At 66.4% G+C, this 22,724-nt stretch carries 22 protein-coding genes; 12 read left to right on the top strand and 10 right to left on the bottom strand.

Going from position 1 to position 22,724, the window contains the following annotated elements; genetic code table 11:
- Positions 1 to 7 precede the first annotated feature (7 nt).
- The 4 genes from uvsE (at position 8) to P0Y43_RS15340 (ending at position 5,035) form a co-directional block, all read left to right on the top strand.
- On the top strand, positions 8 to 1,018 hold the full coding sequence (uvsE, locus tag P0Y43_RS15355) for a UV DNA damage repair endonuclease UvsE (RefSeq protein WP_275638115.1): 1,011 nt from the start codon (positions 8 to 10) through the stop codon (positions 1,016 to 1,018).
- A 124-nt stretch (positions 1,019 to 1,142) separates the two neighbouring features.
- On the top strand, positions 1,143 to 1,553 hold the full coding sequence (locus tag P0Y43_RS15350; RefSeq protein WP_275638114.1) for a DUF2946 family protein: 411 nt from the start codon (positions 1,143 to 1,145) through the stop codon (positions 1,551 to 1,553).
- A gap of 66 nt (positions 1,554 to 1,619) precedes the next feature.
- A complete protein-coding gene (locus P0Y43_RS15345; protein ID WP_275638113.1) occupies positions 1,620 to 3,773 on the top strand; it encodes a TonB-dependent receptor in 2,154 nt (717 codons plus the stop codon).
- A gap of 338 nt (positions 3,774 to 4,111) precedes the next feature.
- Entirely contained in the window at positions 4,112 to 5,035 is a 924-nt protein-coding gene (locus P0Y43_RS15340) for a pyridoxal-phosphate dependent enzyme (protein ID WP_275638112.1), read from the top strand.
- 9 nt (positions 5,036 to 5,044) lie between these two features.
- Here the strand turns inward: P0Y43_RS15340 and P0Y43_RS15335 are convergent, their stop codons facing one another.
- The gene (locus P0Y43_RS15335; protein WP_275638111.1) at positions 5,045 to 5,947 is read right to left on the bottom strand and encodes a LysR family transcriptional regulator; all 903 of its coding nucleotides are present in this window, start codon (positions 5,945 to 5,947) and stop codon (positions 5,045 to 5,047) included.
- Positions 5,948 to 6,059: 112 nt separating this feature from the next.
- Here P0Y43_RS15335 and P0Y43_RS15330 point away from each other — a divergent pair, with 112 nt between their 5' ends.
- The 3 genes from P0Y43_RS15330 (at position 6,060) to P0Y43_RS15320 (ending at position 9,025) form a co-directional block, all read left to right on the top strand.
- Positions 6,060 to 6,455 (top strand): RidA family protein, encoded by a 396-nt coding sequence (locus P0Y43_RS15330; protein ID WP_275638110.1) that lies wholly within the window; start codon positions 6,060 to 6,062, stop codon positions 6,453 to 6,455.
- Positions 6,456 to 6,650: 195 nt separating this feature from the next.
- Positions 6,651 to 7,748, top strand: a complete 1,098-nt coding sequence (locus P0Y43_RS15325; RefSeq protein ID WP_275638109.1) for a carboxynorspermidine decarboxylase — start codon at positions 6,651 to 6,653, stop codon at positions 7,746 to 7,748.
- 32 nt (positions 7,749 to 7,780) lie between these two features.
- Positions 7,781 to 9,025, top strand: coding sequence for a saccharopine dehydrogenase family protein (locus P0Y43_RS15320; RefSeq protein WP_275638108.1), 1,245 nt, complete (start codon positions 7,781 to 7,783; stop codon positions 9,023 to 9,025).
- An 83-nt stretch (positions 9,026 to 9,108) separates the two neighbouring features.
- Here P0Y43_RS15320 and P0Y43_RS15315 read toward each other — a convergent pair whose 3' ends face one another.
- The 4 genes from P0Y43_RS15315 to P0Y43_RS15300 form a co-directional block, all read right to left on the bottom strand.
- Positions 9,109 to 9,507 carry a RidA family protein gene (locus tag P0Y43_RS15315; protein WP_275638107.1) on the bottom strand — a complete coding sequence of 133 codons (399 nt, stop codon included), beginning with the start codon at positions 9,505 to 9,507 and terminating at the stop codon, positions 9,109 to 9,111.
- A 123-nt stretch (positions 9,508 to 9,630) separates the two neighbouring features.
- The gene (locus P0Y43_RS15310; protein WP_275638106.1) at positions 9,631 to 10,677 is read right to left on the bottom strand and encodes a class I SAM-dependent methyltransferase; all 1,047 of its coding nucleotides are present in this window, start codon (positions 10,675 to 10,677) and stop codon (positions 9,631 to 9,633) included.
- A gap of 190 nt (positions 10,678 to 10,867) precedes the next feature.
- Positions 10,868 to 11,722, bottom strand: a complete 855-nt coding sequence (locus P0Y43_RS15305; RefSeq protein ID WP_275638104.1) for a type 1 glutamine amidotransferase domain-containing protein — start codon at positions 11,720 to 11,722, stop codon at positions 10,868 to 10,870.
- Between the two features lie 14 nt (positions 11,723 to 11,736).
- Positions 11,737 to 12,042, bottom strand: coding sequence for a putative quinol monooxygenase (locus tag P0Y43_RS15300; RefSeq protein WP_275638103.1), 306 nt, complete (start codon positions 12,040 to 12,042; stop codon positions 11,737 to 11,739).
- Positions 12,043 to 12,140: 98 nt separating this feature from the next.
- Between P0Y43_RS15300 and P0Y43_RS15295 the strand changes: the two genes are divergently transcribed.
- A complete protein-coding gene (locus tag P0Y43_RS15295) occupies positions 12,141 to 13,052 on the top strand; it encodes a LysR family transcriptional regulator (RefSeq protein ID WP_275638102.1) in 912 nt (303 codons plus the stop codon).
- Between the two features lie 37 nt (positions 13,053 to 13,089).
- Here the strand turns inward: P0Y43_RS15295 and mqo are convergent, their stop codons facing one another.
- Complete coding sequence (gene mqo, locus P0Y43_RS15290) at positions 13,090 to 14,664, bottom strand: malate dehydrogenase (quinone) (RefSeq protein ID WP_275638101.1); 1,575 nt, start codon at positions 14,662 to 14,664, stop codon at positions 13,090 to 13,092.
- A gap of 243 nt (positions 14,665 to 14,907) precedes the next feature.
- Here mqo and P0Y43_RS15285 point away from each other — a divergent pair, with 243 nt between their 5' ends.
- The gene (locus P0Y43_RS15285) at positions 14,908 to 16,128 is read left to right on the top strand and encodes a putative DNA modification/repair radical SAM protein (RefSeq protein WP_275638100.1); all 1,221 of its coding nucleotides are present in this window, start codon (positions 14,908 to 14,910) and stop codon (positions 16,126 to 16,128) included.
- Entirely contained in the window at positions 16,119 to 16,967 is an 849-nt protein-coding gene (locus tag P0Y43_RS15280; protein ID WP_275638099.1) for a TIGR03915 family putative DNA repair protein, read from the top strand. Before P0Y43_RS15285 ends, P0Y43_RS15280 begins: the two co-directional genes overlap by 10 nt.
- Positions 16,968 to 16,975: 8 nt before the next feature.
- On the opposite strand, the gene P0Y43_RS15275 is transcribed toward P0Y43_RS15280, so the two are convergent.
- Together P0Y43_RS15275 and P0Y43_RS15270 are read right to left on the bottom strand one after the other, a co-directional pair.
- The gene (locus P0Y43_RS15275; RefSeq protein ID WP_275638098.1) at positions 16,976 to 18,493 is read right to left on the bottom strand and encodes a xylulokinase; all 1,518 of its coding nucleotides are present in this window, start codon (positions 18,491 to 18,493) and stop codon (positions 16,976 to 16,978) included.
- A gap of 40 nt (positions 18,494 to 18,533) precedes the next feature.
- Complete coding sequence (locus P0Y43_RS15270; RefSeq protein ID WP_275638097.1) at positions 18,534 to 19,439, bottom strand: LysR family transcriptional regulator; 906 nt, start codon at positions 19,437 to 19,439, stop codon at positions 18,534 to 18,536.
- Between the two features lie 173 nt (positions 19,440 to 19,612).
- Here P0Y43_RS15270 and P0Y43_RS15265 point away from each other — a divergent pair, with 173 nt between their 5' ends.
- Positions 19,613 to 20,152: a dihydrofolate reductase family protein gene (locus P0Y43_RS15265; RefSeq protein WP_275638096.1), complete on the top strand. Its 540-nt coding sequence runs from the start codon at positions 19,613 to 19,615 to the stop codon at positions 20,150 to 20,152.
- Positions 20,149 to 20,727 (top strand): TetR/AcrR family transcriptional regulator, encoded by a 579-nt coding sequence (locus tag P0Y43_RS15260; protein ID WP_275638095.1) that lies wholly within the window; start codon positions 20,149 to 20,151, stop codon positions 20,725 to 20,727. The genes P0Y43_RS15265 and P0Y43_RS15260 overlap by 4 nt, the downstream gene beginning before the upstream one ends.
- Before the next feature lie 154 nt (positions 20,728 to 20,881).
- Here the strand turns inward: P0Y43_RS15260 and P0Y43_RS15255 are convergent, their stop codons facing one another.
- Both P0Y43_RS15255 and P0Y43_RS15250 read right to left on the bottom strand, forming a co-directional pair.
- Positions 20,882 to 22,069, bottom strand: coding sequence for a multidrug effflux MFS transporter (locus P0Y43_RS15255; RefSeq protein WP_275638094.1), 1,188 nt, complete (start codon positions 22,067 to 22,069; stop codon positions 20,882 to 20,884).
- 47 nt (positions 22,070 to 22,116) lie between these two features.
- On the bottom strand, positions 22,117 to 22,716 hold the full coding sequence (locus tag P0Y43_RS15250; RefSeq protein ID WP_275638093.1) for a thermostable hemolysin: 600 nt from the start codon (positions 22,714 to 22,716) through the stop codon (positions 22,117 to 22,119).
- Between the last annotated feature and the right edge of the window lie 8 nt (positions 22,717 to 22,724).

The raw sequence follows: 22,724 nt of genomic DNA, 5'->3' as shown, positions 1-22,724 counted from the left end.
CACACACATGCCCCGCCTAGGCTTCGCCTGCCAATACCGCCACCCCCACCGCGACCTGTCGATCAAGGACCTGGAGGCCATCGAGCGCACCTTCAACCCACGCACCACCACCCTGCGCTGGCTTTCCAGCGCGAGCGAAGCGGCCGCCGCGGCCAAGCTCCAGGAACTCGTCGAACACAACCTCGATGCGCAGATGCAACTGCTGACCTACGTCACCAGCCTGCCGCCGATGCTGCGCATGCTGCGTCTGTCCAGCGACCTGCTGCCGCTCTACAGCCACCCCAACATCGCCCCCTTCTACCAGGCGCCAGCGATCCAGGCCCTGCTGCACACGCGCTTCGCGCAGCTTGGCGACTTCGCCCGCAGCCACGATATTCGCCTGTCGTTCCACCCCGGCCAGTACTGCGTGCTCGGTTCCGACCGCCCCGACGTGGTGGAGAACAGCCTGGCCGAATTCGAATACCACGCCGACATGATCCGCATGATGGGCTACGGCCAGCGCTTCCAGGACTTCAAGTGCAACATCCATATCGCCGGGCGCCTCGGCGCGGCGGGTGTGCGCGCGGTGTGGCCGCGCCTGTCGGAGGTGGCGCGCAACGTCATCACCTTCGAGAACGACGAGAAGACCTACGGCGTCGACGACTGCCTGGCACTGGCCGACCTCGCGCCGGTGGTGCTGGACATCCACCACTGCTGGATCCACGAGAACGACTACCTCGACCCGCACGATCCCCGGGTGCAGCGCATCATCGACAGCTGGCGCGGGGTGCGCCCGGTGATGCACTACTCGCAGCCACCGGAACGGCTTCAGGACCTGGGCTTTGCCGCCGACCAGAAGCTGACGATTCCCGCGTTGCTGGAGCAGGTCAACAAGCGCGACCTCTACCAGCACAGCGAGCGCATGTGGAACGACTGGACCAACCGTTATGCGCTGGGCTTCGTCGAGCGCTTCGACATCATGTTCGAGGCCAAGGACAAGAACCTGGCGACCTTGGCGTTCTTCCAGCGCTACCTCTGACACCTCTGGCGGGCCTCATCGCGGGGCAAGCTCGCTACAGGAAGAGGCCGCGTCATCAGAACTGCGACAATCCACCGCGCCCCGCCCCTACCCGGCGATCCATCCGGATGATAGATTCGCCGCCATGAAAACCACCCGCCGGACACGCTCGCTGACCGCCTGGACGCTCTACGCCAGCGTCCTGTTCAGCCTATTGCTGTGCGGCCTGCACCACGGCCAGATGAGCGGCCTGCGCCTGTCGGGCCTGGAGGGCGGGTTCTGTTCCCTCGACAGCAGCGGCCACGGCCCGGCCATCGACCTCGACGGCGCCGGTGGCGACCCGCACATGGCCCAGCTCGACTGCCCGGTGTGCTCCTCCTTCGCCCTGGCGGTGCCGCTGGCCAGCAGCGGCTGGTCGTTCGCCCCGGCCACCGGCCACAGCGTCTCGCCGATCGTCGTGCGCAGCTGGGCGCAACCGCCGCCCCGCTTGCTGCGCCCCCACGTCCCGCCCCGCGCCTCCCCCGCGTCCTTCCCCGCAGCCGCCTCTTTCGCCTGACCCCGGCGGGCACGCCCCTGCGCGCTCGGCCAAGGGTCAGCCATGACCTTTGCGTGGAAGCAACCCATGATCCGCAACACCTCCCTGGTGCTCCTGATGAGCACCACCTGCACCTTCGCCTGGGCCGATGCCGCCCCTGTGCAACTGGACGCCACCACCATCGACGGTGAACGCGAAGCACCCTCGGGCGTGCAACTGGACGAGCCGATCCGCACCGGCTCGCGCCTGGGCCTGACTGCGCGGCAGACGCCGGCCTCGGTGAGCGTGTCGAACCGCCAGGTGATCGAGCAGCGCGACGCCAAGGACAGCCAGGACGTGATCAACGCCATGACCGGCGTGAACGCCTCGGCCAACCCCGGCTACGGTGGCTTCGTCGCCTACCGCGGCTTCACCCAGAACCAGGTCACCCAGTTGTACAACGGCATCAACCTCGGCTACAGCAGTGCCACCCGGCCGGTGGACGCCTGGGTGCTGGACCGCGTCGAGCTGATCGGCGGGCCGTCGTCTTTCCTGCATGGCGCCGGCGCCGTGGGCGGCTCGATCAACTACATCAGCAAGCTCGCCAGCCGAGATGCGCAAACGCTCGACGGGCGCATTCGCTACGGCAGCTACGACGACTCGGAAGTGGCCTTCGGGATCAACCAGGCGCTGGCCGACAACCCCGCCGACGCCCGCCACTTCGCGCGCCTGGACTTCAGCCACAGCCGGGGCAACGGCTACGTCGACCGCAATGAGCGCAAGACCGACAGCCTGGCCTTTTCGGTGCTCAGCGACCTGACCCCGGACCTCACCCACACCCTGGCGCTGGAATACCAGGAAGACAGCGAACACAGCCCCTACTGGGGCTCGCCGATCCTGCCCGGGCGCAGCACGATGAAGATCGACAAGCGCCGGCGCTTCGAGAACTACAACGTCGCCGACGGCCGCTACGAGCAGCGCGTGCGCTGGCTGCGCTCGATCCTCGACTACCGGTTGAGCGACAGCACCAGCGTGCAGAACACCCTCTACCACTACAACGCCCAGCGCGACTACCGCAACCTCGAAGGCTACCGCTACAACGGCGCCGGCGACGTGGCGCGCGCCAGCCCCTACCTGCAACGCCACGACCAGAACGTGCTCGGCGACCGCGTCGAACTGCGCCACGACAACACCCTGCTGGGCCTGGCCAGCCAGTGGTCGGTGGGCCTGGACTGGTCGCGCCTGCGCCAGACCCTGTACCCGACCTCGGGCAGCTACAGCGACGTGGTCGACCCGGACCATTTCGACCCTGGCAGTTTCTACGACATCCCCGGCGTCAACCGCGGCCTGACCAAGCAGCGCCGCCACGAAGTCACCACCCGTGCGCTGTTCGTCGAGAACCGCCTGGAGCTGACCGACCGCCTGGCCCTGCTCACCGCCCTGCGCTACGACTACCTGGACATGGAGGTGACCAACTACGGTGCCGTCACGCCGACCTCCCCGGCGTTCTTCGAGCGCCGCTGGGAACCGCTGTCCGGGCGCGTGGGCCTGACCTACGAACTGACCCCGTCGGCCAGCCTGTACGTGCAATACAGCACCGCCGCCGACCTGCCGGCCGGCTCGCTGGCCTCGGCCACCTACTCCAACGTGGGTTTGTTCGACCTGTCCAAGGGCGAGCAGTGGGAGGCCGGCAGCAAGTTCGACTTCCTCGACGGACGCGGCGCGGCCACGCTGGCGGTGTACCAGATCGTGCGCAAGGACTTCGCCGTGCGCGACTCGCGCGACCCCAACGTCACGGTGCAGGCCGGTCAGCAGACCTCCCGCGGCATCGAGTTGTCCGGGCGCTTGCAGGTCACGCCGAAGCTGCTCGCCGAGGCCAACTACGCCTACGTCGACGCCGCGTACGATGAGTTCAACGAATCGGTGGGTGGCGTGTCGGTGTCGCGCAAGGGCAATGCGCCGGTGAACGTGCCGGCCAACGTCGGCAACCTGTGGCTGACCTACGGTTTCACCCAGGACTGGTCGGCGGGGGTGGATGCGCGTTACGTCGACTCGGTGTATGCCGACAACGCCAACACCCTCAAGGCACCGGCCTACACCCTGTTCGGCGCGTTCGCCCGCTACCGGGTGGATGAGCACACCACGCTGACCGCACGGGTGCGCAACCTGACCGACGAGGTGTATGCCAAGCAGGCGTATGGCTTGCAGTACTACATGGGGGCGCCACGCACCTTCGAGGTGGCCATGGACGTGAGGTTCTAACCTCACTGGCCCTATCGCGGGACAAGCCCGCCCCTACAGGGAATTGCGCAGTCTCTGTAGGAGCGGGCTTGTCCCGCGATAGGGCACTCACAGCCCCGAAAATGATGAGTAGCGCGCTGGGCCGGGACCTGCTCGCGGCCAGGCCCTGGACCTCCAGCTACCCGGCTTCGCGTCAGCCCCGCAAGGCGGTATCGAAGGCTACAGCATGGTCGAGCATGCACCCTGGAAAGTGAGCCAAGAGAGAGGACCAGGGCCGGGTCGCGCCCGATCGCGGCACAAGGCCGATCCCCCTTTCTTCGAATAGGTCTACAATCGCGGTCTCACCCCCGGAGCCCGCCATGCCCCTGCATATCGCCACCCCGCTGCTCGAATCCCGTCCACTGTCGATAGCCGCCGGTCGCGCCATCCTGCTGAAACTAGAAGCCTTGCAACCCTGCGGCTCGTTCAAGCTGCGCGGTGTCGGCCATGCTTGCGAAACCCACCATGCCCGTGGCGCCCGCCACTTCGTCTCCTCGTCCGGCGGCAACGCCGGCCTGGCGGTGGCCTATGCCGGGCGTCGCCTGGGCGTACCGGTCACCGTGGTGGTGCCCGAGACCACCACCGCGCGAGCCATCGAACTGCTGATGCTCGAAGACGCCAACGTGGTGGTGCACGGCAGTTCCTGGCAGGAAGCCAACGAACGGGCGCAAAGCCTGGTCGGGCCACAGGACGCCTTCATCCATCCGTTCGACGACCCGCTGCTATGGGCCGGCCATGCCAGCATGATCGACGAAGTGGCCCAGGCCGGCATCAAGCCTGATGCGGTGGTGCTGTCGGTGGGCGGTGGCGGCCTGCTCAGCGGTGTGGTCGCCGGCCTGCAACGCAATGGTTGGCAGGACGTGCCGGTGCTGGCAGTGGAAACCGAAGGCGCCGCTTCGTTGCGGGCGGCCATGGACGCCGGGCACACGGTGGAGCTGGAGCGCATCGCGTCGGTGGCGACGTCGCTGGGTGCCAAGCGTGTAGCCGAGCAGGCGCTGGCGTGTACGCGCCAGCATGCGGTGCACAGCGTGTTGGTGAGCGACCGTGAGACGCTGGACGCTTGCGAGCGCTTCCTGCTCGACCACCGACTGCTGGTCGAGCCGGCCTGCGGTGCGGCACTGGCCCTGGCCTATGACCCCAAGCGACTGGGGGCTTATCGGCAGGTGCTGGTGATCGTGTGCGGGGGCGCGACCGCGACGCTGGAGCAGATTCGCGCCTGGCACGCGCAAACGGGTGAACGCTGATCACGGCGCTCATCGCTCCCGAGCCATGACCTCGACCACCCAGTCGATGAACACCCGCAACTTCGCCCCCACATGCCGATTGGGCGGATAGGCCACGTACAACGGCATCGTCTCCAGTTCCCAGCCCTCGAACAACCGCACCAGTGCGCCGCTGGCGAGGTGCGGCAAGGCCATGTAGTCCGGCAGCCAGAGCACGCCCAACCCCGCCAGGCCGGCGGCCAGGTAAGCGTTGCCGTCGTCCACCGCCAGCACCGGCCGGCCCTGCACCTGCAAGCGCTCCGTCCCTCGACTCAAGGCATAGGGCATGGGCTTGCCGGTGCGCGCCCAGAGAAAGCCCACCACACGGTGCCGCGGCCCCTCCAGCTGCGCAGGATGCTCGGGGGTGCCCAGACGGGCCAGGTACGCGGGCGCCGCATACACCCCCAGGCCCAGGTCGGCGACCTTGCGCGCCATCAGCGATTGGTCCAGCAGCTCGCCGCCGCGCACCACGCAATCCACGTGTTCGCCGATGATGTCGACGATACGGTCGCTGACGCCCATGTCGATCTGGATGTCCGGGTAGCGCGCGTGAAAATCCGCCAGCGCCGGCACCAGCACCATGCTCGCCAGAGGGCTGGGCACATCGACCCGCAGCTTGCCGCGGGGCAGAGTGGCAGCGCCGGTCAGGCTGCCTTCGGCGTCCTCGAGGTCGGCCAACAGGCGTACCACCCGCTCGTAGAACAGCGCGCCGTCGTTGGTCAGGTGCACCCTGCGCGTGGTGCGGTTGAGCAGTCGCACGCGCAAGCGCGCTTCCAGTTGCTGAACCAGCTGGGTAACGCTGGTGCGGCTCATGTGCAGGGTGTCGGCGGCCTTGGTGAAACTGCCCGCCTCCACCACCCGGGCAAAGGCACGCATTGCGTCGAAACGGTCCATCGGCAGCCTCTATTGTTTGGCAATGGCAAACAATGATAACCAGACTTGCACGTTTATCGAGGGGTGACGGGTTCGTAGAGTGGTGTCATCACCCACCTGATGGAGACCTTCAATGACCCAACGAGACGTCGTGTTCCCGCCTGGCCGCCAGGCGCTGTACGAAATCAACCATTATTCCCCGGCGGTGCGCAGCAATGGCTTGCTGTTCGTCTCCGGGCAGGTGGGCAGCCGCGAGGACGGTTCGCCCGAACCGGGCCTGGAAAACCAGGTGCGCCGGGCCTTCGCCAACCTCAACGCGATTCTCGCCGCAGCGGGCTGCAGCTTCGCCGATGTGCAGGATGTAACGCTGTTCATCGTCGACCCGCAGAACAAATTCCAGGCCATCTGGGATCTGGTGCGGGCGGAATTCTGGGGGCCGGCGCCCTACCCGAGCGTGACGGCGATCGGGGTGACCTGGCTGTATGGGTTCGATTTCGAGATCAAGGCGGTTGCGCGACTGCCGCAGTGATGTAGATGGCCCCGCGAGAGGGCCCTCTGCCCCAGCACAACGATTAAGACAGTCACATTCCCCTGCTCTACTCCCCCACACGCGCCACGCAGCCTGCGAGCTCGGACGAAATGCGCCTCACGCCCTTTCGATATGCGACAAGTGAAGGCACAATGCGTGTCCTTTTTTTGGCCGGCCTGGCCGGGGGCCTTTGAAATGATCAAGACGCCGTACTACCTCATCGACAAACAGAAACTGCTGGGCAACCTGGAGAAGATCGCCTACGTGCGCCAGCAGTCCGGGGCCAAGGCCCTGCTCGCCCTCAAGTGCTTCGCCACCTGGTCGGTGTTCGACCTGATGCAGCAGTACATGGACGGCACCACCTCTTCCTCGCTGTACGAGCTCAAGCTCGGCCGCCAGAAGTTCGCAGGCGAGACCCACGCCTACAGCGTGGCCTGGGCCGACGATGAAGTCGAGGAGATGCTGGAGAACTGCGACAAGATCATCTTCAACTCCATCGGCCAACTGCAGCGCTTCGCCGCGCAGTCCGAGGGCAAGGTCCGCGGCCTGCGCGTCAACCCGCAGGTGAGCAGCTCCGACTACCTGCTGGCCGACCCCGCCCGTCCGTTCAGCCGCCTGGGCGAGTGGGACCCTGCGAAGATCGAACAGGTGATCGAGCAGATCTCCGGCTTCATGTTCCACAACAACTGCGAGAACGGCGATTTCAGCCTGTTCGACAAAATGCTCGCGCACATCGAGGAGCGCTTCGGCCACCTGCTGCACAAGGTCCAGTGGGTCAGCCTGGGCGGCGGCATCCACTTCACCGGCGAGGGTTACGCGCTGGACGCCTTCTGCGCACGCTTGAAAGACTTCTCGCAGAAGTACGGCGTGCAGGTCTACCTGGAGCCAGGCGAAGCGGCGATCACCAACAGCGCCTCGCTGGAAGTGACCGTGCTCGACACCCTGTACAACGGCAAGCACCTGGCCGTGGTCGACAGCTCCATCGAAGCGCACATGCTCGACCTGCTGATCTACCGCCTCAACGCCAAGATGGTCCCAAGCGACGGCGAGCACACCTACATGGTCTGCGGCAAGTCGTGCCTGGCCGGCGACATCTTCGGCGAGTACCCATTCGATCGCCCGCTGGCCATCGGCGATCGGCTGTCGTTCATCGACGCGGCAGGCTACACCATGGTCAAGAAAAACTGGTTCAACGGTCTGAAGATGCCGGCCATCGTGGTCAAGCAGCTCGACGGCAGCGTCGAGGTGGTGCGCGAGTTCGGTTTCGAAGACTACGTTTCCAGCCTGTCCTGACGGCAGGCTTTCAGTGAGGAGCAAGGGATAAATTGAAGAAGAACGTTCTTATCATTGGTGCAGGAGGTGTCGCCAAGGTGGTGGCCCACAAGTGCGCGCAGCATAACGACGAACTCGGTCGTATTGCCATTGCGTCGCGGAACATCTCCAAATGCCAGGCCATCATCGACAGCGTCAAGGCCAAGGGTAGCCTCAAGGTACCCGCCGACATCCAGGCCTTCTCGCTCAACGCCCTCGATGTCGAGGCGACCAAGGCGCTGATCCGCGAGACCGAATCGCAGATCGTGATCAACGTCGGTTCCGCCTTCCTCAACATGTCGGTGCTGCGTGCCTGCATCGATACCGGTGTCGCCTACCTGGACACCGCCATCCACGAAGAGCCGGGCAAGATCTGCGAGACCCCGCCGTGGTACGGCAACTACGAGTGGAAACACCTCGAAGAGTGCCAACAGAAGAACATCACCGCCATTCTCGGCGTCGGTTTCGACCCGGGTGTGGTGAACAGCTACGCGAAGCTCGCGCAGCAACAGTATTTCGACCGCATTGATTCGATCGACATCCTCGACGTCAATGCCGGCTCGCATGGCAAGTATTTCGCCACCAATTTCGACCCGGAGATCAACTTCCGCGAATTCACCGGGCAAGTCTGGAGCTGGCAGAACAGCCAGTGGACCAGCAACACCATGTTCGAGGTCAAGCGCACCGACGACCTGCCCGTGGTGGGTTCGCAGAACCTCTACCTGACCGGCCACGACGAAGTGCACTCGCTGTCGAAGAACCTCGACGTGCCGAACGTGCGCTTCTGGATGAGCTTCGGCGAGCACTACATCAACGTGTTCACCGTGCTGAAGAACCTCGGCCTGCTCTCCGAGCAGCCGGTGCGCACTGCCGAAGGCCTTGAAGTGGTCCCGTTGAAAGTGGTCAAGGCCGTGCTGCCCGACCCAGCCTCGCTGGCCCCGGGCTACACCGGCAAGACCTGCATCGGCGACCTGGTCAAGGGCACCAAGGATGGCCAGCCACGCGAAGTGTTCATCTACAACGTGGCCGACCACGAAGAGGCCTACGCCGAGACCGACAGCCAGGGTATCTCCTACACCGCGGGCGTACCGCCGGTAGCCGCAGCGCTGCTGGTCGCCCGTGGCGAGTGGGACGCCGGGCGCATGGTCAACGTCGAGGAACTGCCGGCAGAGCCGTTCCTCAAGGCGTTGGACGTGATGGGCCTGCCGACCCGCGTCAAAGACGAGAAAGGCGACCGTCCTTGGGACGCTGAAGCCTAAGCCCCAACAGGCCCGCTCCTCCCGTAGGAGCGGGCTTGCCCCGCGATGAGGCCAGCCCAGGCACTACACCTCCCCTCCCCGCATCACCCCTGCCGCACCACCGCCACGCACTTGATCTCCACCAACAACCCTGGATGCGCCAGCTCGCTCACGCCGATGCAGGTCCATGGGCAGTTGCCGCGCGGAAACAGCTCATCCTTGACCACGCGAAACACCGGCATGTGCTCGCGCAGCCCGACGTGGTAGGTGGTCAGGTCGACCACATCCTCGAACCCGCAACCAGCCGCTGCCAGCACCTCACGCAGGTTTTCCCAGGCGGCGCGAAATTGCTGCGCCGGGTCGGCGATCACTTCCAGGTCGGCGGTGCGGCCCACTTGCCCGGCGCAGTACACGGTGGCCCCGACCTTGACGGCGGGCAGGTAGCCGGCGCGTTCGGCCAGGGCTTGCTGGGCGATGGGGATAATGGCTTGGCGATCGGTCATTGCGGGCCTCCTGATGGGCGTTGGAAGCCTCTATCTTAGGGCATCAGTTTTTTTGAGGACGAGCGCCGCTGTCGCAGGGCAAGCCCGCGCCCACAAGGCCGGGGTGGGCGCGGGGCGGCGGTTCTACTTGCGGGCCTCCAGGATCAGGTTGAACGGTGTCTGCGTCGCCCGCCGGAAACGGGTGAAGCCAGCTTCCTCGAACACCGCCCTCAAGCGCGCCTCGCCGGCTTGTGCACCCAGGCCCAACCCCACTTCCTGGGACAGCGAATTGGGCGTGCAGATAAACGTCGAAGCCGCATAGAACAAACGGCCCACGGGGTTCAGGTTGCCGTCCAGGGCGTCCTCGGCGTAGGGCTCGACCAGCATCACCGTGCCGTCGTCCTTCAACGCCCGATGGGCATGCCGCGCAGCGCCCACGGGGTCACCCATGTCGTGCAGGCAGTCGAAGAAACACACCAGGTCGTGGTCATGCCCAGGGTAGTCCTTGGCAGACGCCTGCTCGAACCGTACCCGCTCGGCCACCCCCGCATCATTGGCACGCTCGCGGGCGGTGGCGATCGACGGCGCATGGTAGTCGTAACCGAAGAAGCGCGAGGCCGCGAAAGCCTCGGCCATCACCAGGGTCGAGGCGCCATGGCCGCAGCCGACGTCCGCCACCTTCGCTCCGGCCTGCAACTTGGCCACCACGCCGTCCAGCGCCGGCAGCCACTCGGCGACCAGGAAGGTGCGATAGCCGGGCCGGAAGAAACGCTCGGTGCCACTGAACATGCAGGGGTGATGGTCGCCCCAGGCCAGCCCACCGTCGCCGCGCATGGCCGCCACCAGCTTGTCCTTGTCGTGGAACAGCGCCGCGACCACCGCCGCGCCGCCGGCCATGTAGGCGGGCGAATCCTCCAACGCGAGGGCCATGGCCTGCTCCTCAGGCAGCCGGAACGTGCCGTCGTGGTGCTCCATGTAGCCCGCCGCGGCCTGGGCGCTGAGCCATTCGCGCACCAGGCGCGGGTGGCAGCCGGTGCGTTCGGCGAGGGTCTTTGGGGTGACCGGCTGGCTGTCGGCCATGGCCCGGTAAAGGCCCAGCTCGTCACCCAGGATGACGTTGGCCAGGGTCGCGGCGGCGCCCATGTCGCCGACCAGCTTGCCCATGAACTCGTGAAGCCTTGCCTCGTCCATGACCTGCCCTCCTCTGCGAGAGGCCACCGTCGAGGGGAAGTCCGGTCCAGGGGGCGGTGGTCGGATGGATGATGGGGCCAGCGTCCCTTGGGTTCGAGCGCTGGCCCAGGGTTTAAGTCTAGTTCCCGGTAAGTTGTGGTGGGGATGGCCGATGAAGGGTGGTGCCCTGCGAGGGCGTCACCTCAGGCGATCACTGAGCCTGCTTCCCTTGGCTGTCCAATCGCTCCACCAGCACCTTGGCCAACGCCTTGTCGGAGAACGGGTTCTGCCCGGTGATCAACTCGCGGTCGACCACGACGTTCGGCGTCCAGGCTTTGGCGTAGCTCATCGCGCCACCCGCACCGGCCATGGCCTTGGCCGGGTAGAACAGCAGGCGCTCATCCTTCAGCGAACCTTCGAACACCTGCTCCTCAGGGTCGGAGAAGATGGTCATGCGATAGCCCTGGTATACCCAGTCACTGGCCGCCGGCGTTTCGCCGCGGGCCAGCGCGGCCTGGTAGGCGGCTGGGTCCTTCTGCGCCGAGAGCAAGGCGATCGGGCCGTGGCAGATGGCGGCGGTGGGCTTGTCGGCCTGGTTGAAATGGCGCAGCAGCGCGCCGACGTCGGGGTTGTTGGCCAGGTCGATCAGCGGCGCATGGCCACCGGGGATGAACAGGCCGGCATAGCGGTCCAGGTCACCGGCGAGCACTTCCTTGACCGACAAGGTGTCGTGGATATCCGGCAGGCCCTGCACCACCTTCTGGATGCGCTGCATCTCATCTGCGTCGCCGCCGAAGTACTGCGGGTCGACCGAGCGCTGGTCAACGGTCGGCGCGTTGCCTTTGGGCGTCACAAGCACCAACTTGTAGCCGGCCTTGAGCAACTGGTCGGCCGGTACGCCGAACTCGTTGAGGTAGTAGCCGGTGGCGTACTGCTTGCCGGCCTGCAGCGGCAACTGGTTCTCGCTGGACAGCAGCACCAGCACTTCGCCCTTCGGCGCGGCGATGGCGCCGGTGCTCAGCAGGGCGCCGGCCAGGGCCAGCGCCACAGGGGTGGTCTTGTTCATGGGGGAACTCCGTATCAGTTGAAAGGGGCGATATCCAGCGGGCGGGCCAGGTGAACCTGGGTCGGTGCAGCCAGCCATTCGGCGGTGGCGGCACGGTAGGCCTGGTAGTGCGCGCTCTGGCGATGGGCCTCGACTGCGCCGGCGTCCACATAGAGTTCGAACAGGTCGAATGCCAGTACGTCGCCTTCGCGCAGAAACAGGTCGTAACGCAGGTTGCCGGGCTCGGCGCGAGAGTGACGCACCATCTCGCGCAGCGCCTGTTCCACCGCATCGCGGTGCTCGGGCCTGGGGCTGATGGTGGCGAAGATGCTGATGGGCATTGCGGGCCTCCGGTGGTACTGCGATTTGAAGTGGGCCCATCCTAGCCATTGCGCTAGGATTCGATAATTCGAAAGGTCTTATTTCTGCGATCGAAAAAATGAATATCGCTAACAAGGACATCAACCTGCTGCTGGTCTTCCACGTGCTCTACCAGGAGCGCAACGCCACCCTGGCCGCCGAGCGCATGGCCCTCAGCCAGCCGGCGCTGAGCCACAAGTTGAACAAACTGCGCCACCAGTTCGGCGACCCGCTGTTCGTGCGTGCCCCGCGCGGCCTCACGCCCACGCCGCGGGCCCATGAGCTGGCGCCCGAGGTGCAGCGCTTGGTGGAGGAACTGGAGAGCTTCTTCGAGCGCTGCGACGGCCAGGACTTCCTCAACCGCCCTGCCCGCCTGCACCTGTACAGCACCGACTACATGGAGCAGACCCTGCTGCCGGGGTTGCTGCCGATTCTGCGCCGCCAGGCGCCGAACCTGACGCTGATCACCCACAATACCCGTGGCCAACTGCCCCGTGAGGCGCTGGAGAAAGGCACCTGCGACCTGGCCATCGCCGGTTTCTTCACCGACCTGCCCGACACCTTCCACCAGCAGCGCCTGCTCAGCGAGGATTTCGTGGTGCTGGCCTCGCGCAGCAACCCCTACCTGGCCGATGGCCTGGACTTGTCGCGCTTCCTGGCTTGCGAGCACTTGCTGACCACGCTTACCGGGGACCTCGACGGCTTGGTCGACCGCGCGTTGCGCGCCCAGGGGCACAGCCGACGAGTCACTGCGGGGTTGTCGAGCTTCCTGGCGCCGACCCGGCTGGTGCGTGGTACCGACCTGCTGCTGACGTGCCTGCGCTCAGTGGCCGAAGAAGCGGCGCTGCGCGATCAGGACCTGTGCGTGCACGCGCTGCCGCTGGAGCTGCCGCGCGTGGAGGTGATGCAGATCTGGCATGAGCGTACCCATGCCGATCCGCTGCGCCGCTGGTTCAGGCAGCAGCTGTGGGAAGTGGCGGCGGGGCTGTAGCACCACCGCGCGATGGGCCGGCATTGAAACCCGCGAATCACCCGCCTGGCGCGCTCAACGGCGCCAATTGCAACACCTCGTTGGTATAGGCCCACTCCTGCTCGACCTTGTCCGGGTGCTCGTTCAGCCGCGTGCCATAGCTGGGAATGATCTGCTGCAGCTTCTGCTGCCAGGGTGCCGAGGCGACCTTGTCCTTGAACACCTTGTGCAGCAGGTCAAGCATGATCGGCGGTGCGGTCGAGGCACCCGGTGAGGCGCCCAGCAACCCAGCGATGCTGCCATCGGCCGAGGTCACCACCTCGGTGCCGAGCTTGAGCACGCCACCCAGGTTCTCGTCCTTCTTGATGATCTGCACCCGCTGGCCGGCCTGCCACAGGCGCCAGTCTTCCTGCTTGGCGTTGGGGAAATAGGTCTGCAAGGCGGCGAAGCGGTCATCGTCGGACTGCATCACCTGGCCGATCAGGTACTGCACCAGGTCGAACTCACGCACCCCCACGCGCACCATCGGCCAGGTGTTGTGCAGGGTCATGCTGCCGAACAGGTCGAGCAGCGAGCCCTCCTTGAGGAATTTGGTCGAAAAGGTGGCGAACGGGCCGAACAGGATCACCCGTTTGCCATCGAGCACTCGGGTGTCCAGGTGCGGCACCGACATGGGCGGCGCGCCGGTCGAGGCGATGCCGTAGGCCTTGGCCATGTGGCGGTCGGCGATGGCCGGGTTTTCCGTCACCAGGAACGAGCCACCCACCGGGAAGCCCGCGTACTCCTTGGCCTCGGGGATACCGGACTTCTGCAGCAAGGTCAGCGCCGCGCCACCGGCGCCGATGAACAGGAACCGGGTGTCGGTGGTCGTGCGGGTGCCGTCCTTGAGGTTCTTGAACGCGACACGCCAGGTACCGTCGTCGTTGCGGGTGATGTCCTGCACTTCGCTGGAGAGCTTCAGGTCGAAGTTCGGCCGCGTTTGCAGGTAGGCGACATACTGGCGGGTGAGCTCACCGAAGTTGACGTCGGTGCCGATCGGCGTCCAGGTCACCGCAAGCCTCTGGTTCGGGTCGCGCCCTTCCATCATCAGCGGCACCCACTTGGCGATCTGCTGTGGGTCTTCGGAGTACTGCATCGGGCGGAACAAGGGGCTTGCCTGCAGCGCCTCATAGCGCTTCCTCAGGAAGCGGATGTTGTCATCGCCCCACACGAAACTCATGTGCGGGGTGCTGTTGATGAACGAACGCGGGTTCTTCAGCACACCCTGCTTGACCTGCCAGGCGAGAAACTGCCGGGTGACCTGGAACGCCTCATTGATTTCAACGGCCTTGCTGATGTCGATCTTGCCGTCCTTTTCCGGCGTGTAGTTCAGCTCCGCCAGGGCGGAGTGGCCGGTGCCGGCGTTGTTCCAACCGTTGGAGCTTTCCTCGGCGACCTTGTCCAGGCGCTCGACCATTTCCATCGACCAGCCCGGCTCCAGCTCATTGAGCCAGACGGCCAGGGTCGAACTCATGATGCCGCCGCCCACCAGCAGAACGTCCACCCGCTTGGTCTCGGCCGCCTGCGCGCTGGCCAGGCCGAAGACCAGCGCCAGGCCGAGCAAGGCCGGTTTCAGTGTGATCGTGATGTTCATGTGCTCTCCAACGAGGCCGAACGCGCCTCGATATGATCCTTGCGTGGGCTCCTGGCGAAGCCGACCCCCTAGAGTAGTTAGCGCAACTTTGTCGATACCTCCAGTCGCCGGGCGTTTATAGCCGGAAAACCCGCCGCTGGACGTCGCCCCCGCGATGACGCCCGTCGCGCCAACGGTTACCTCTTGCCAGACGCCGCAACTCGAAATACTGTATAGATAACCAGCACCCTGAGACACGCCCTCATGCAACTCATCGCCAAACTCGGCATCCTCGCCGACGCTGCCAAATACGATGCCTCGTGCGCCAGCAGCGGCGCGCCCAAGCGCAGCTCGCGCGGCCGCGACGGGCTTGGCGCCACCGACGGCATGGGTATCTGCCACAGCTTCACCCCCGACGGGCGCTGCGTGTCGCTGCTCAAGGTGCTGCTCACCAACTTCTGCCTGTACGACTGCCAGTACTGCGTCAACCGCCGCTCCAGCAACGTGCCCCGGGCACGCTTCAGCCCCGAGGAGGTGGTGCGCCTGACCTTGGACTTCTACCGCCGCAACTGCATCAGTGGGTTGTTCCTGAGTTCGGGGATCATCCGTTCGGCCGACTACACCATGGAGCAATTGATCCGCGTCGCACGGCTGCTGCGCGAGGAGCACGGCTTTCGGGGTTACATCCACCTCAAGACCATTCCCGATGCCGACCCGCTGCTGATCGAGGAAGCCGGGCGCCTGGCCGACCGCTTGAGCGTCAACGTCGAGCTGCCTACCGATGCCAGCCTCAAGCGCCTGGCCCCGGAAAAACAAGCCCACACCATCCGCCAGGCCATGGGCATCATCCACAACGGCCAGCAGGCGGTGGCCGGCGAACCCCGCGCGCCACGCTTCACGCCTGCCGGGCAGAGCACCCAGGTGATCGTGGGCGCCGACGCCACCGACGACCGCACGCTGCTGCGCAACGCCGAATCGCTGTATCAAGGCTATGGCCTCAAGCGCGTCTACTACTCCGCCTTCAGCCCCATCCCCGACAGCCCCGGCAGCGTGCCCCTGGCCGCCCCGCCGCTGCTGCGCGAGCACCGCCTGTACCAGGCCGACTTCCTCATGCGTGGCTACGGCTACAAGGCGGGTGAACTGCTGGGCCAGGCTGGCAACCTGGCGTTGGACATCGACCCGAAGCTGGCCTGGGCATTGAGCAACCGCGAGGTGTTCCCGCTGGACGTCAACCGTGCCGAGCCGGCACTGCTGGCGCGCATCCCAGGCATCGGCCTGCGCAGCGTGCAGCGCCTGGTGGAACTGCGCCGGGAGCGGCGGGTGCGCTACGACGACCTGATCCAACTGCGCTGCGTGCTGGAAAAAGCCCGCCCGTTCATCGTCACCAGCGACTACCGCCCGGCCCAGGCCGAGTTGCGCAGCGGGTTGTTGCGCGAACGCCTGCGCGAACCCCAGGCCCCGCAGCAGATGGGCCTGTGGGGATGATCGCGCTCGACTGCGACGACCTTTTCGCCACCTGGCGCGACCAGGCGCGGGTGCTGCTTGGCCACGGTATCGACCCGGCCGAGGTGACCTGGGGTCACGGCCCGATGGACGATTTGCTGGCGCAGCCCGCACCGCTGCCCGAAGGCCCTGGGCCGTTCCGCGCACGCGTGCCGGCGGTGCTGCTCGCGCAGCTCGAACAAGCCGCGCGCTACCGCGGCGAGCAGCGCTGGAACTTGCTTTACGAAGTGCTCTGGCGCGTCGCCCATGGCGACCGCACCGCCATGCTCGCGGGTGACCGGCTGGGCAGTGAGCTGCAACGGCGCATTCGCCAGGTGGGCCGTGAAGCCCACCACCTGCACGCCTTCGCGCGCTTCGTGCCGTTGCCTGAAGCGCTGGCCGAACGCCTGCAACTGGACCTGGTGGCCTTCCACGAACCGGCGCATGACATCCTTGAAAGTGCCAGCGGACATTTCGCCGATCGCCTGGGTCGTCAACGCTGGTTGATCGCCACGCCCGGCGAGGGCATTCGCTACGATGGCCAAACCCTGGACTATCGGCGCGATTGCCCTGAGGACTGGCGCCAGTGGGCGCGCCATGCTGAAGACCCTGGCGCGGAACTGTGGCGCACCTACTACCGCTCGACCTTCAACCCGGCGCGCCTTAACTCAGATGCCTTGCGCCTGCACATGCCTGGGCGGTTCTGGCGACACCTGCCCGAGGGCATGCTGATCCCGCAGTTGGAGGGGTTGGCGCGCCAAGGCAAGCAGCGTGATGGCCAGGCCATCGAGGTGAGCCTGCAGCCTGGCAAGCAAATCCCTCAGCGCTCCTACAGGAGGTGATGTAAACCTTACATCCAGGGCAACTGCGCCATCTCACCGAACACCGGCTGCAACGCCGCCACCATCTGCCGCTGCACCACCAACCGCTGGCGATACAGTCCATGCCGCCGCGCATCCGGCACACTCACCCCGCTCACCGTCCCGGCCACCTGACACGCCACCTCAGGCAAGTCATCGAACACCCCCGCGCCTTGCCCCGCCAGCAATGCCGCCCCCAGTGCGGCCGCCTCGAACGCCCCATGCCGCCGGTACGGCAACCCCAGCACATCAGCCTTGATCTGGTTGAACACTTCGCTCGACGCCCCACCTCCAACCACCAGCACACCACCCTCCAGCGGCGTCAGCCCCGTGTCGCGCATCGCATCGAGAAACCCCGCGTACTCGTAGGCGGTGGCCTCGACCATCGCCCGCTGTAAGTCAGCCAGCCCATGCTGCCAGGTCAACCCGACGAAGGCGCCGCGCAGGTCCGCCGCCAACGGCAGGTGACGCCCGCCCATGTGCGGCAGGAACAGCAGCGGCGGCACCGGCGTCGGCTCGCGCAGTGCCGCGCTGATGTCATGGGGCGGCCATGCCTCGGCCCGCAGCGACTCCAGCCAGTCACGGTTCAACCCACCACCACCGACATAGCCGGCACTGTAATAAAGCCCCGGCAGACAATGGCGCAACGTCAGCAACGTGCGCTGGCGCTGGTCGACGGCAAAGTCGCCGCGCACCGCGCAAAACACCGAGCCGGTGCCAGCGATATCCACCAATTGCCCCCGCTCGAACACGCCGCTGCCCAGCAGTGTCGCAGCCACGTCACCACAGCCAGCGAACACCGGCGTGCCCTGACGCAAGCCCAGCAGCCCGGCGAACTCGGCCGTCAGCCCACCGATGTGCTCCCAGGGCTCGACGATGCGCGGCAACTGCCCCACCTCCAACCCCAACGCCCGCACCAGCGCAAGGTTCCAGGTGCCGGCCGTCACATCGGCGAAGGCGTTGAAACCCAGGTGGGTGGTATCGATGAACGCCTGCTCCCCAGCCAACCCCGCCAGACGCCCGGCCACCAGCGCCGAGGGTGTGGTCAGCTTGCACAGACGCCGGTACAGCGCCGGCTGCGTCTCGCGAATCTGCAGCCAGCGCGCCCCTTGGCTGGCGATCAGTTGGCTGCCCGAGCGCCGCACGATATCCGCTTCATGAGCCCGCAGCGGCCCAAGGTACGCGGCACAATCGAGGTCCAGCCATGAGTCGCCAGACACCATCGCCCGCCCCTGGGCATCCACCGCGCACAACCCAGCCATCTGCCCGCACACCGCGATGCCCGCAACCTGTCCAGGGCTCGCGCGAGCTTCATCGAGGGCCTGGCGGGCCGCCGCCAGCGCCCTGTCGAGAAACCCCTCGCGCGCCCCGTCCGGTCTGCTTCGCCGCCCCACTGGCACGGCGCCCATGCATGCAGCACCGCGCAGCGTGCCCTGGGCATCCAGGGCCACTGCGCGGGTGCTGGAGGTGCCCAGGTCGACACCCACTACAATCGTTTGACGGCTCACCGCGCGCACCTCGAAGGCCATGCCCGAAGCACGGCCACGCTCATTCGACGTGCACGTGCTCGACGAGAAAATCCAGCACCGCGCGCACCCGCAGCGGCACATGGCCGTCCTGGCCGACGAACACCGCGTGAACCTCCTCCAGGTCCCCAGGGTTGAACGCTTCCATCACGGGCACCAGACGCCCCTGGGCGATGTCCTCGCGCACCCGGAACGCCGCCAACCGCGCCAGCCCCGTGCCGTTCAGCGCCAGGCAGCGCAGCGCCTCGCCATCGCTGGCCTGCACGCTGCCGCTGGTGGCGATCTTCACCACCTGGCCGCCGTCCTGCAGCGGCCAGCCATTGAACGCGCGCACGTAGTTGGCGGTGAGCAGGTTGTGACACTGCAATGCCGCAGGGCTGTCCGGGGTGCCGTAGCGTTGAAGATAGTCCGGCGCGGCGACGATCACCATGCGCGTCTGCCCAAGCTTGCGGGCGACCAGGTTGGAGCTCTTCATCGGACCTGCGCGCACGGCAATGTCGGTGCGTTGGCCGACCACGTCGATCACCTCGTCGGTAAGCACCAGGTCGAGCTTGACCTGCGGCAGGTGCGCGGTGAGCCGCGGCACCAACGGCAGCAGGTAGTGGTAGCCGAAAGCCAGGTTGGCGTTGATCCGCACCCGGCCACGCGGGGCATCTTGCGAGGCGACGTTGCGCTCCAGCTCGTCCAGGTCGGCGAGCACGCCCATGCCGCGCTCGTAGTAGGCGCGGCCCTCCTGGGTAAGACTGAGCTGGCGGGTGGAACGGTTGAACAGGCGCGAACCCAGCCGTGCTTCAAGGCGCGCCACCAGCTTGCTCACTGCCGAAGGGGTCATGCGAAAGTCCCGCGCCGCCGCGGAGAAACTGCCGGTCTGCACCACACGCACGAACACTTCCAGTTCACCGGAGCGGTTGATATCGAGTCGGGCCATTGCTGCTCCGTATTCACAAATAGCTCAAGGTTAGCCGCCCCCTCCTCCCTCGGGCAGTCGGCCGCGGGTGAAAACACTTTTCAGTGTCGGCGAAAACCTGAGTGGCAAGCCTCGCTTGCATGGGCACTTGGCCTGACATTAAATATACGACGTATATTTAATGGAGCTTCCCCATGACCACCGCACACGTGTTCATCGCCACCAGCCTGGATGGTTTCATCGCCCGCCCCGACGGCCACCTCGACTGGTTGCCGATGCGCCCCGCCGAAGGCGAGGACTTCGGCTACGACACCTTCATCGCCGATATCGACCTGCTGGTGATGGGCCGTGGCACCTTCGACAAGGTCGTCGGCTTTGACCCCTGGCCCTACCATGTACCGGTGCTGGTGCTGTCGCGCCAACTAGCCGGCACGGCGGTGCCCGAGAGGCTGCACGGCAAAGTGCGCTTCGCCGAGACCCCGCCCGCGCAGTTGATGCGCGAGCTGGAACAGCAAGGCGTACGCCGGGTCTACGTGGATGGCGGGCAGTTGGTGCAGTCGTTCTTGCGCGAGGGGCTGGTCAGCGATCTGGTGATCACCACCGTGCCGGTGTTGATCGGCGCGGGCCGACCGCTGTTCGGTGCGCTGGCGCGGGATGTCGCGCTGGAGCTGGTGGCCAGCCGCGCACTACCGGCCTCCGGCATGGTCCAGTCGACCTACCGGGTGCGCGGATGAGCCGGCCGCGCGGGCGGCCGAGCCAAGGGCAAGGCCTGACGCTTGCGGAAATCCTCGCCGCGGCGTTCAGCCTGCTGGAGGCTGGCGGCGAACGCGGCCTGACCTTGCGCAGCCTCGCCGCGCGCCTGGGTGTCACGCCCATGAGCCTTTACCACCATGTCGAGAACCGCGCCGCCCTGCTGCGCGCGATGGCCGAGCAGGTCTACGCGCAGGTGCTGGAGGCCCCAGCCTGTGCGCAAGCACCGCGTGCGCAGGTGCGTGCGTTGCTCGAGCGCTATTTCGAGGCGGTAACCTGCCACCCGCAGCTCACCCTGGCGCTGTTCGGGGAGCCACAAGCGTTCGCTGGTGCCCCCCAGCGCATCACCGAACGGTTGACCACGTTGCTGGCGGCGCTGACCGACGAGGCGGCGTTGTGGCGGGACATCCTGGTCGATCATGCCCATGGCTGCGGGATCGCCGTGGCGATGTGCGCGTGCCATGGCGAGGCGCACGACGTGGTGGCTATGCAGGCGCAATACCCACGCGCGCTGGAGCGATTGCTGGCACAGGCGCCGGGGGCTCGGCTTACCGGGTAAGGGGCTGTCCCGACGCTATCGGGACAGCCCGCGACAGGCTCGCCCGCTTCTCTTGGAGTCACCAATGCCCCTGTAGGAACGGGCTTGCCCCGCGATAGTGCCAGGCCTGGCACAGAGGTTGTCCAGCCGGGCGCCATCGCGGGGCAAATCTGGCTCAGGCTACCGACACCCGCCGCCCTGCCCTGGCCGTCACCATCCCCGACAGCGACACCAGCAACAGCACGAAGAACACCCCTGCAATCGCCAGGTTCGAATTCAGCGGCAACGCACTCACCACCCCCGAGGCCACCGAGCCGAACACCAGCATCAGGCAGCCCTGCAAGCTCGCCGCCACCCCGGCGCGGTCGGGGAACAACGACATCGAACGGGCCATGGCGTTGGAGAAGATGAACCCCTGGCCGAAGGCGACCAGCATGATCCCACCCAGGATGTTCGCCAGGCTCAAGCCAGGCACCACGGCGATGCTGAGCACCCCGAGCAGGAACAGCACGATCCCCCCCCACATCAGCGCATCGGCGGCGACGAAACGGATCAGCATTCGGTTGACCAGTGTCCCCACCAGGTAGCAGCTGCCCACCCCCAGCGCCGTGGTGCCGAAGTACTGGGCGCTGTGCCCCAGGCGCTCCTGGACGATGTGCGGGCCGAACACGTTCCACAGCAGGAACGCCGAGAAGCTCGAGCCCAACACGATCACCGAGGCGCGGAATCGCCGATCACCCAAGATGCAACCATAGCCGGCCAGGGTCTGCAGCGGGCTGCGTCGGGCGGTCGGCGCCAACGACTCCTTCAGCCCCGCCAGCACGAAGGCCAGCACGACCACCGCGTAGACCGCATACAGCACGAAGTTGTAGCGCCAGCCCAGGTGCACCTCGATCACCCCGCCCACGTAGGGCGCCACCACCGGGCCGAGACCGAAGGCCAGGCTCAGGTAGATGATCGCCACGTAGAAGCGCGGGCCCTTGACGATGTCCACCAGCAGCGCGCGCGCCACCACCTGGCAGGCGCCGATGGCGAAGCCTTGCAAGGCGCGAGCCGCCAGCAGCATCTCGATCGAGGTGGCGACGGTGGCCAGCACGCTGCCGGCGAGGAATACCAGCAGCCCCAGCAGCACCGCCGGGCGACGGCCACGGGCATCGGCCATGACGCCGAAGAACAGCTGGCCGATGGCATAGAACAGCAGCGTGATGGTGATGGTGTTCTGCATCAGCGAGGGCCCAGCCCCCAGTTCATGGCCGATGGACGGGATGCTCGGCGCATACAGGTCGATGGCGATGCCACCGAGGCTGTTGATCAGCGGCGCGAGGAAGACGATGAAATTCTCGTAACGCTTGGTCGCGTTCATGGTTACCTCCGGCGGCCGGGCACAGCGGTGCCCGGCGCGTGATGGGGTCAGGCCAAGGCCTGACGGGCGAATGGATGCGGGTTCAGCGACAGCGCCGGGGGCAACAGCCAGGCACTGGGCGACGACAGGCGCGAGACCACCACCCGCGGCGCCTGGTCGTAGTAAGTCCCCCAATTGACACTGGGGTCCTTGACCCGGCCGCGGTCGGCCACGCCCAGGTCGTCGAGGTTGTCGACGATGGGCCCGAGCAACTGGCGCACCTGCTCGGTGGCGGTCAGTACCACCAGCCCGAAGTTGCGCAGGGCCAGGGTCTTGATGACGTTGTTGAGCAAGTACTTGCCCGCTCCACTGCCGCTCTGGAACGAGGCGAACGCGCCGACTTCGGCGATGCGCGCGCGGTCGATGCCGTAGCGCTCATCCAGTCGCTCACCCAGGTAGTACTCGCTGAACAGCTTGCCCGAGTCGCCGTAGCTGATGCCCGCGCAGGCGTAGCCGGGGGCGCCGCCGTTGGAGCCGGTCAGGCAGACGAACAGGTCCGGCTCGGGTTCGGGCGTGGCGCCGTAGCACTTGAGGTAGTGGGCCCGCACCGACTCCTGCAGGCAGCGGTAGCCGGGGCGGCCCTTGTAGAAATTGCGCACGATGTACATGGCATTGT

Origin of the sequence: Pseudomonas entomophila (genome assembly GCF_029193575.1) — a bacterium.
Lineage (GTDB): Bacteria > Pseudomonadota > Gammaproteobacteria > Pseudomonadales > Pseudomonadaceae > Aquipseudomonas > Aquipseudomonas entomophila_G.
This window is presented reverse-complemented; position numbering and strand designations above follow the sequence as displayed.

What these genes read in the sequence shown, in the direction of transcription:
- uvsE (WP_275638115.1), top strand. Translation starts at nt 8, where the DNA reads ATGCCCCGCCTAGGCTTCGCCTGCCAATACCGCCACCCCCACCGCGAC.
- P0Y43_RS15350 (WP_275638114.1), top strand. Translation starts at nt 1,143, where the DNA reads ATGAAAACCACCCGCCGGACACGCTCGCTGACCGCCTGGACGCTCTAC.
- P0Y43_RS15345 (WP_275638113.1), top strand. Translation starts at nt 1,620, where the DNA reads ATGATCCGCAACACCTCCCTGGTGCTCCTGATGAGCACCACCTGCACC.
- P0Y43_RS15340 (WP_275638112.1), top strand. Translation starts at nt 4,112, where the DNA reads ATGCCCCTGCATATCGCCACCCCGCTGCTCGAATCCCGTCCACTGTCG.
- P0Y43_RS15335 (WP_275638111.1), bottom strand. Translation starts at nt 5,947, where the DNA reads ATGGACCGTTTCGACGCAATGCGTGCCTTTGCCCGGGTGGTGGAGGCG.
- P0Y43_RS15330 (WP_275638110.1), top strand. Translation starts at nt 6,060, where the DNA reads ATGACCCAACGAGACGTCGTGTTCCCGCCTGGCCGCCAGGCGCTGTAC.
- P0Y43_RS15325 (WP_275638109.1), top strand. Translation starts at nt 6,651, where the DNA reads ATGATCAAGACGCCGTACTACCTCATCGACAAACAGAAACTGCTGGGC.
- P0Y43_RS15315 (WP_275638107.1), bottom strand. Translation starts at nt 9,507, where the DNA reads ATGACCGATCGCCAAGCCATTATCCCCATCGCCCAGCAAGCCCTGGCC.
- P0Y43_RS15310 (WP_275638106.1), bottom strand. Translation starts at nt 10,677, where the DNA reads ATGGACGAGGCAAGGCTTCACGAGTTCATGGGCAAGCTGGTCGGCGAC.
- P0Y43_RS15305 (WP_275638104.1), bottom strand. Translation starts at nt 11,722, where the DNA reads ATGAACAAGACCACCCCTGTGGCGCTGGCCCTGGCCGGCGCCCTGCTG.
- P0Y43_RS15300 (WP_275638103.1), bottom strand. Translation starts at nt 12,042, where the DNA reads ATGCCCATCAGCATCTTCGCCACCATCAGCCCCAGGCCCGAGCACCGC.
- P0Y43_RS15295 (WP_275638102.1), top strand. Translation starts at nt 12,141, where the DNA reads ATGAATATCGCTAACAAGGACATCAACCTGCTGCTGGTCTTCCACGTG.
- mqo (WP_275638101.1), bottom strand. Translation starts at nt 14,664, where the DNA reads ATGAACATCACGATCACACTGAAACCGGCCTTGCTCGGCCTGGCGCTG.
- P0Y43_RS15285 (WP_275638100.1), top strand. Translation starts at nt 14,908, where the DNA reads ATGCAACTCATCGCCAAACTCGGCATCCTCGCCGACGCTGCCAAATAC.
- P0Y43_RS15270 (WP_275638097.1), bottom strand. Translation starts at nt 19,439, where the DNA reads ATGGCCCGACTCGATATCAACCGCTCCGGTGAACTGGAAGTGTTCGTG.
- P0Y43_RS15265 (WP_275638096.1), top strand. Translation starts at nt 19,613, where the DNA reads ATGACCACCGCACACGTGTTCATCGCCACCAGCCTGGATGGTTTCATC.
- P0Y43_RS15260 (WP_275638095.1), top strand. Translation starts at nt 20,149, where the DNA reads ATGAGCCGGCCGCGCGGGCGGCCGAGCCAAGGGCAAGGCCTGACGCTT.
- P0Y43_RS15255 (WP_275638094.1), bottom strand. Translation starts at nt 22,069, where the DNA reads ATGAACGCGACCAAGCGTTACGAGAATTTCATCGTCTTCCTCGCGCCG.
- P0Y43_RS15250 (WP_275638093.1), bottom strand. Translation starts at nt 22,716, where the DNA reads ATGTACATCGTGCGCAATTTCTACAAGGGCCGCCCCGGCTACCGCTGC.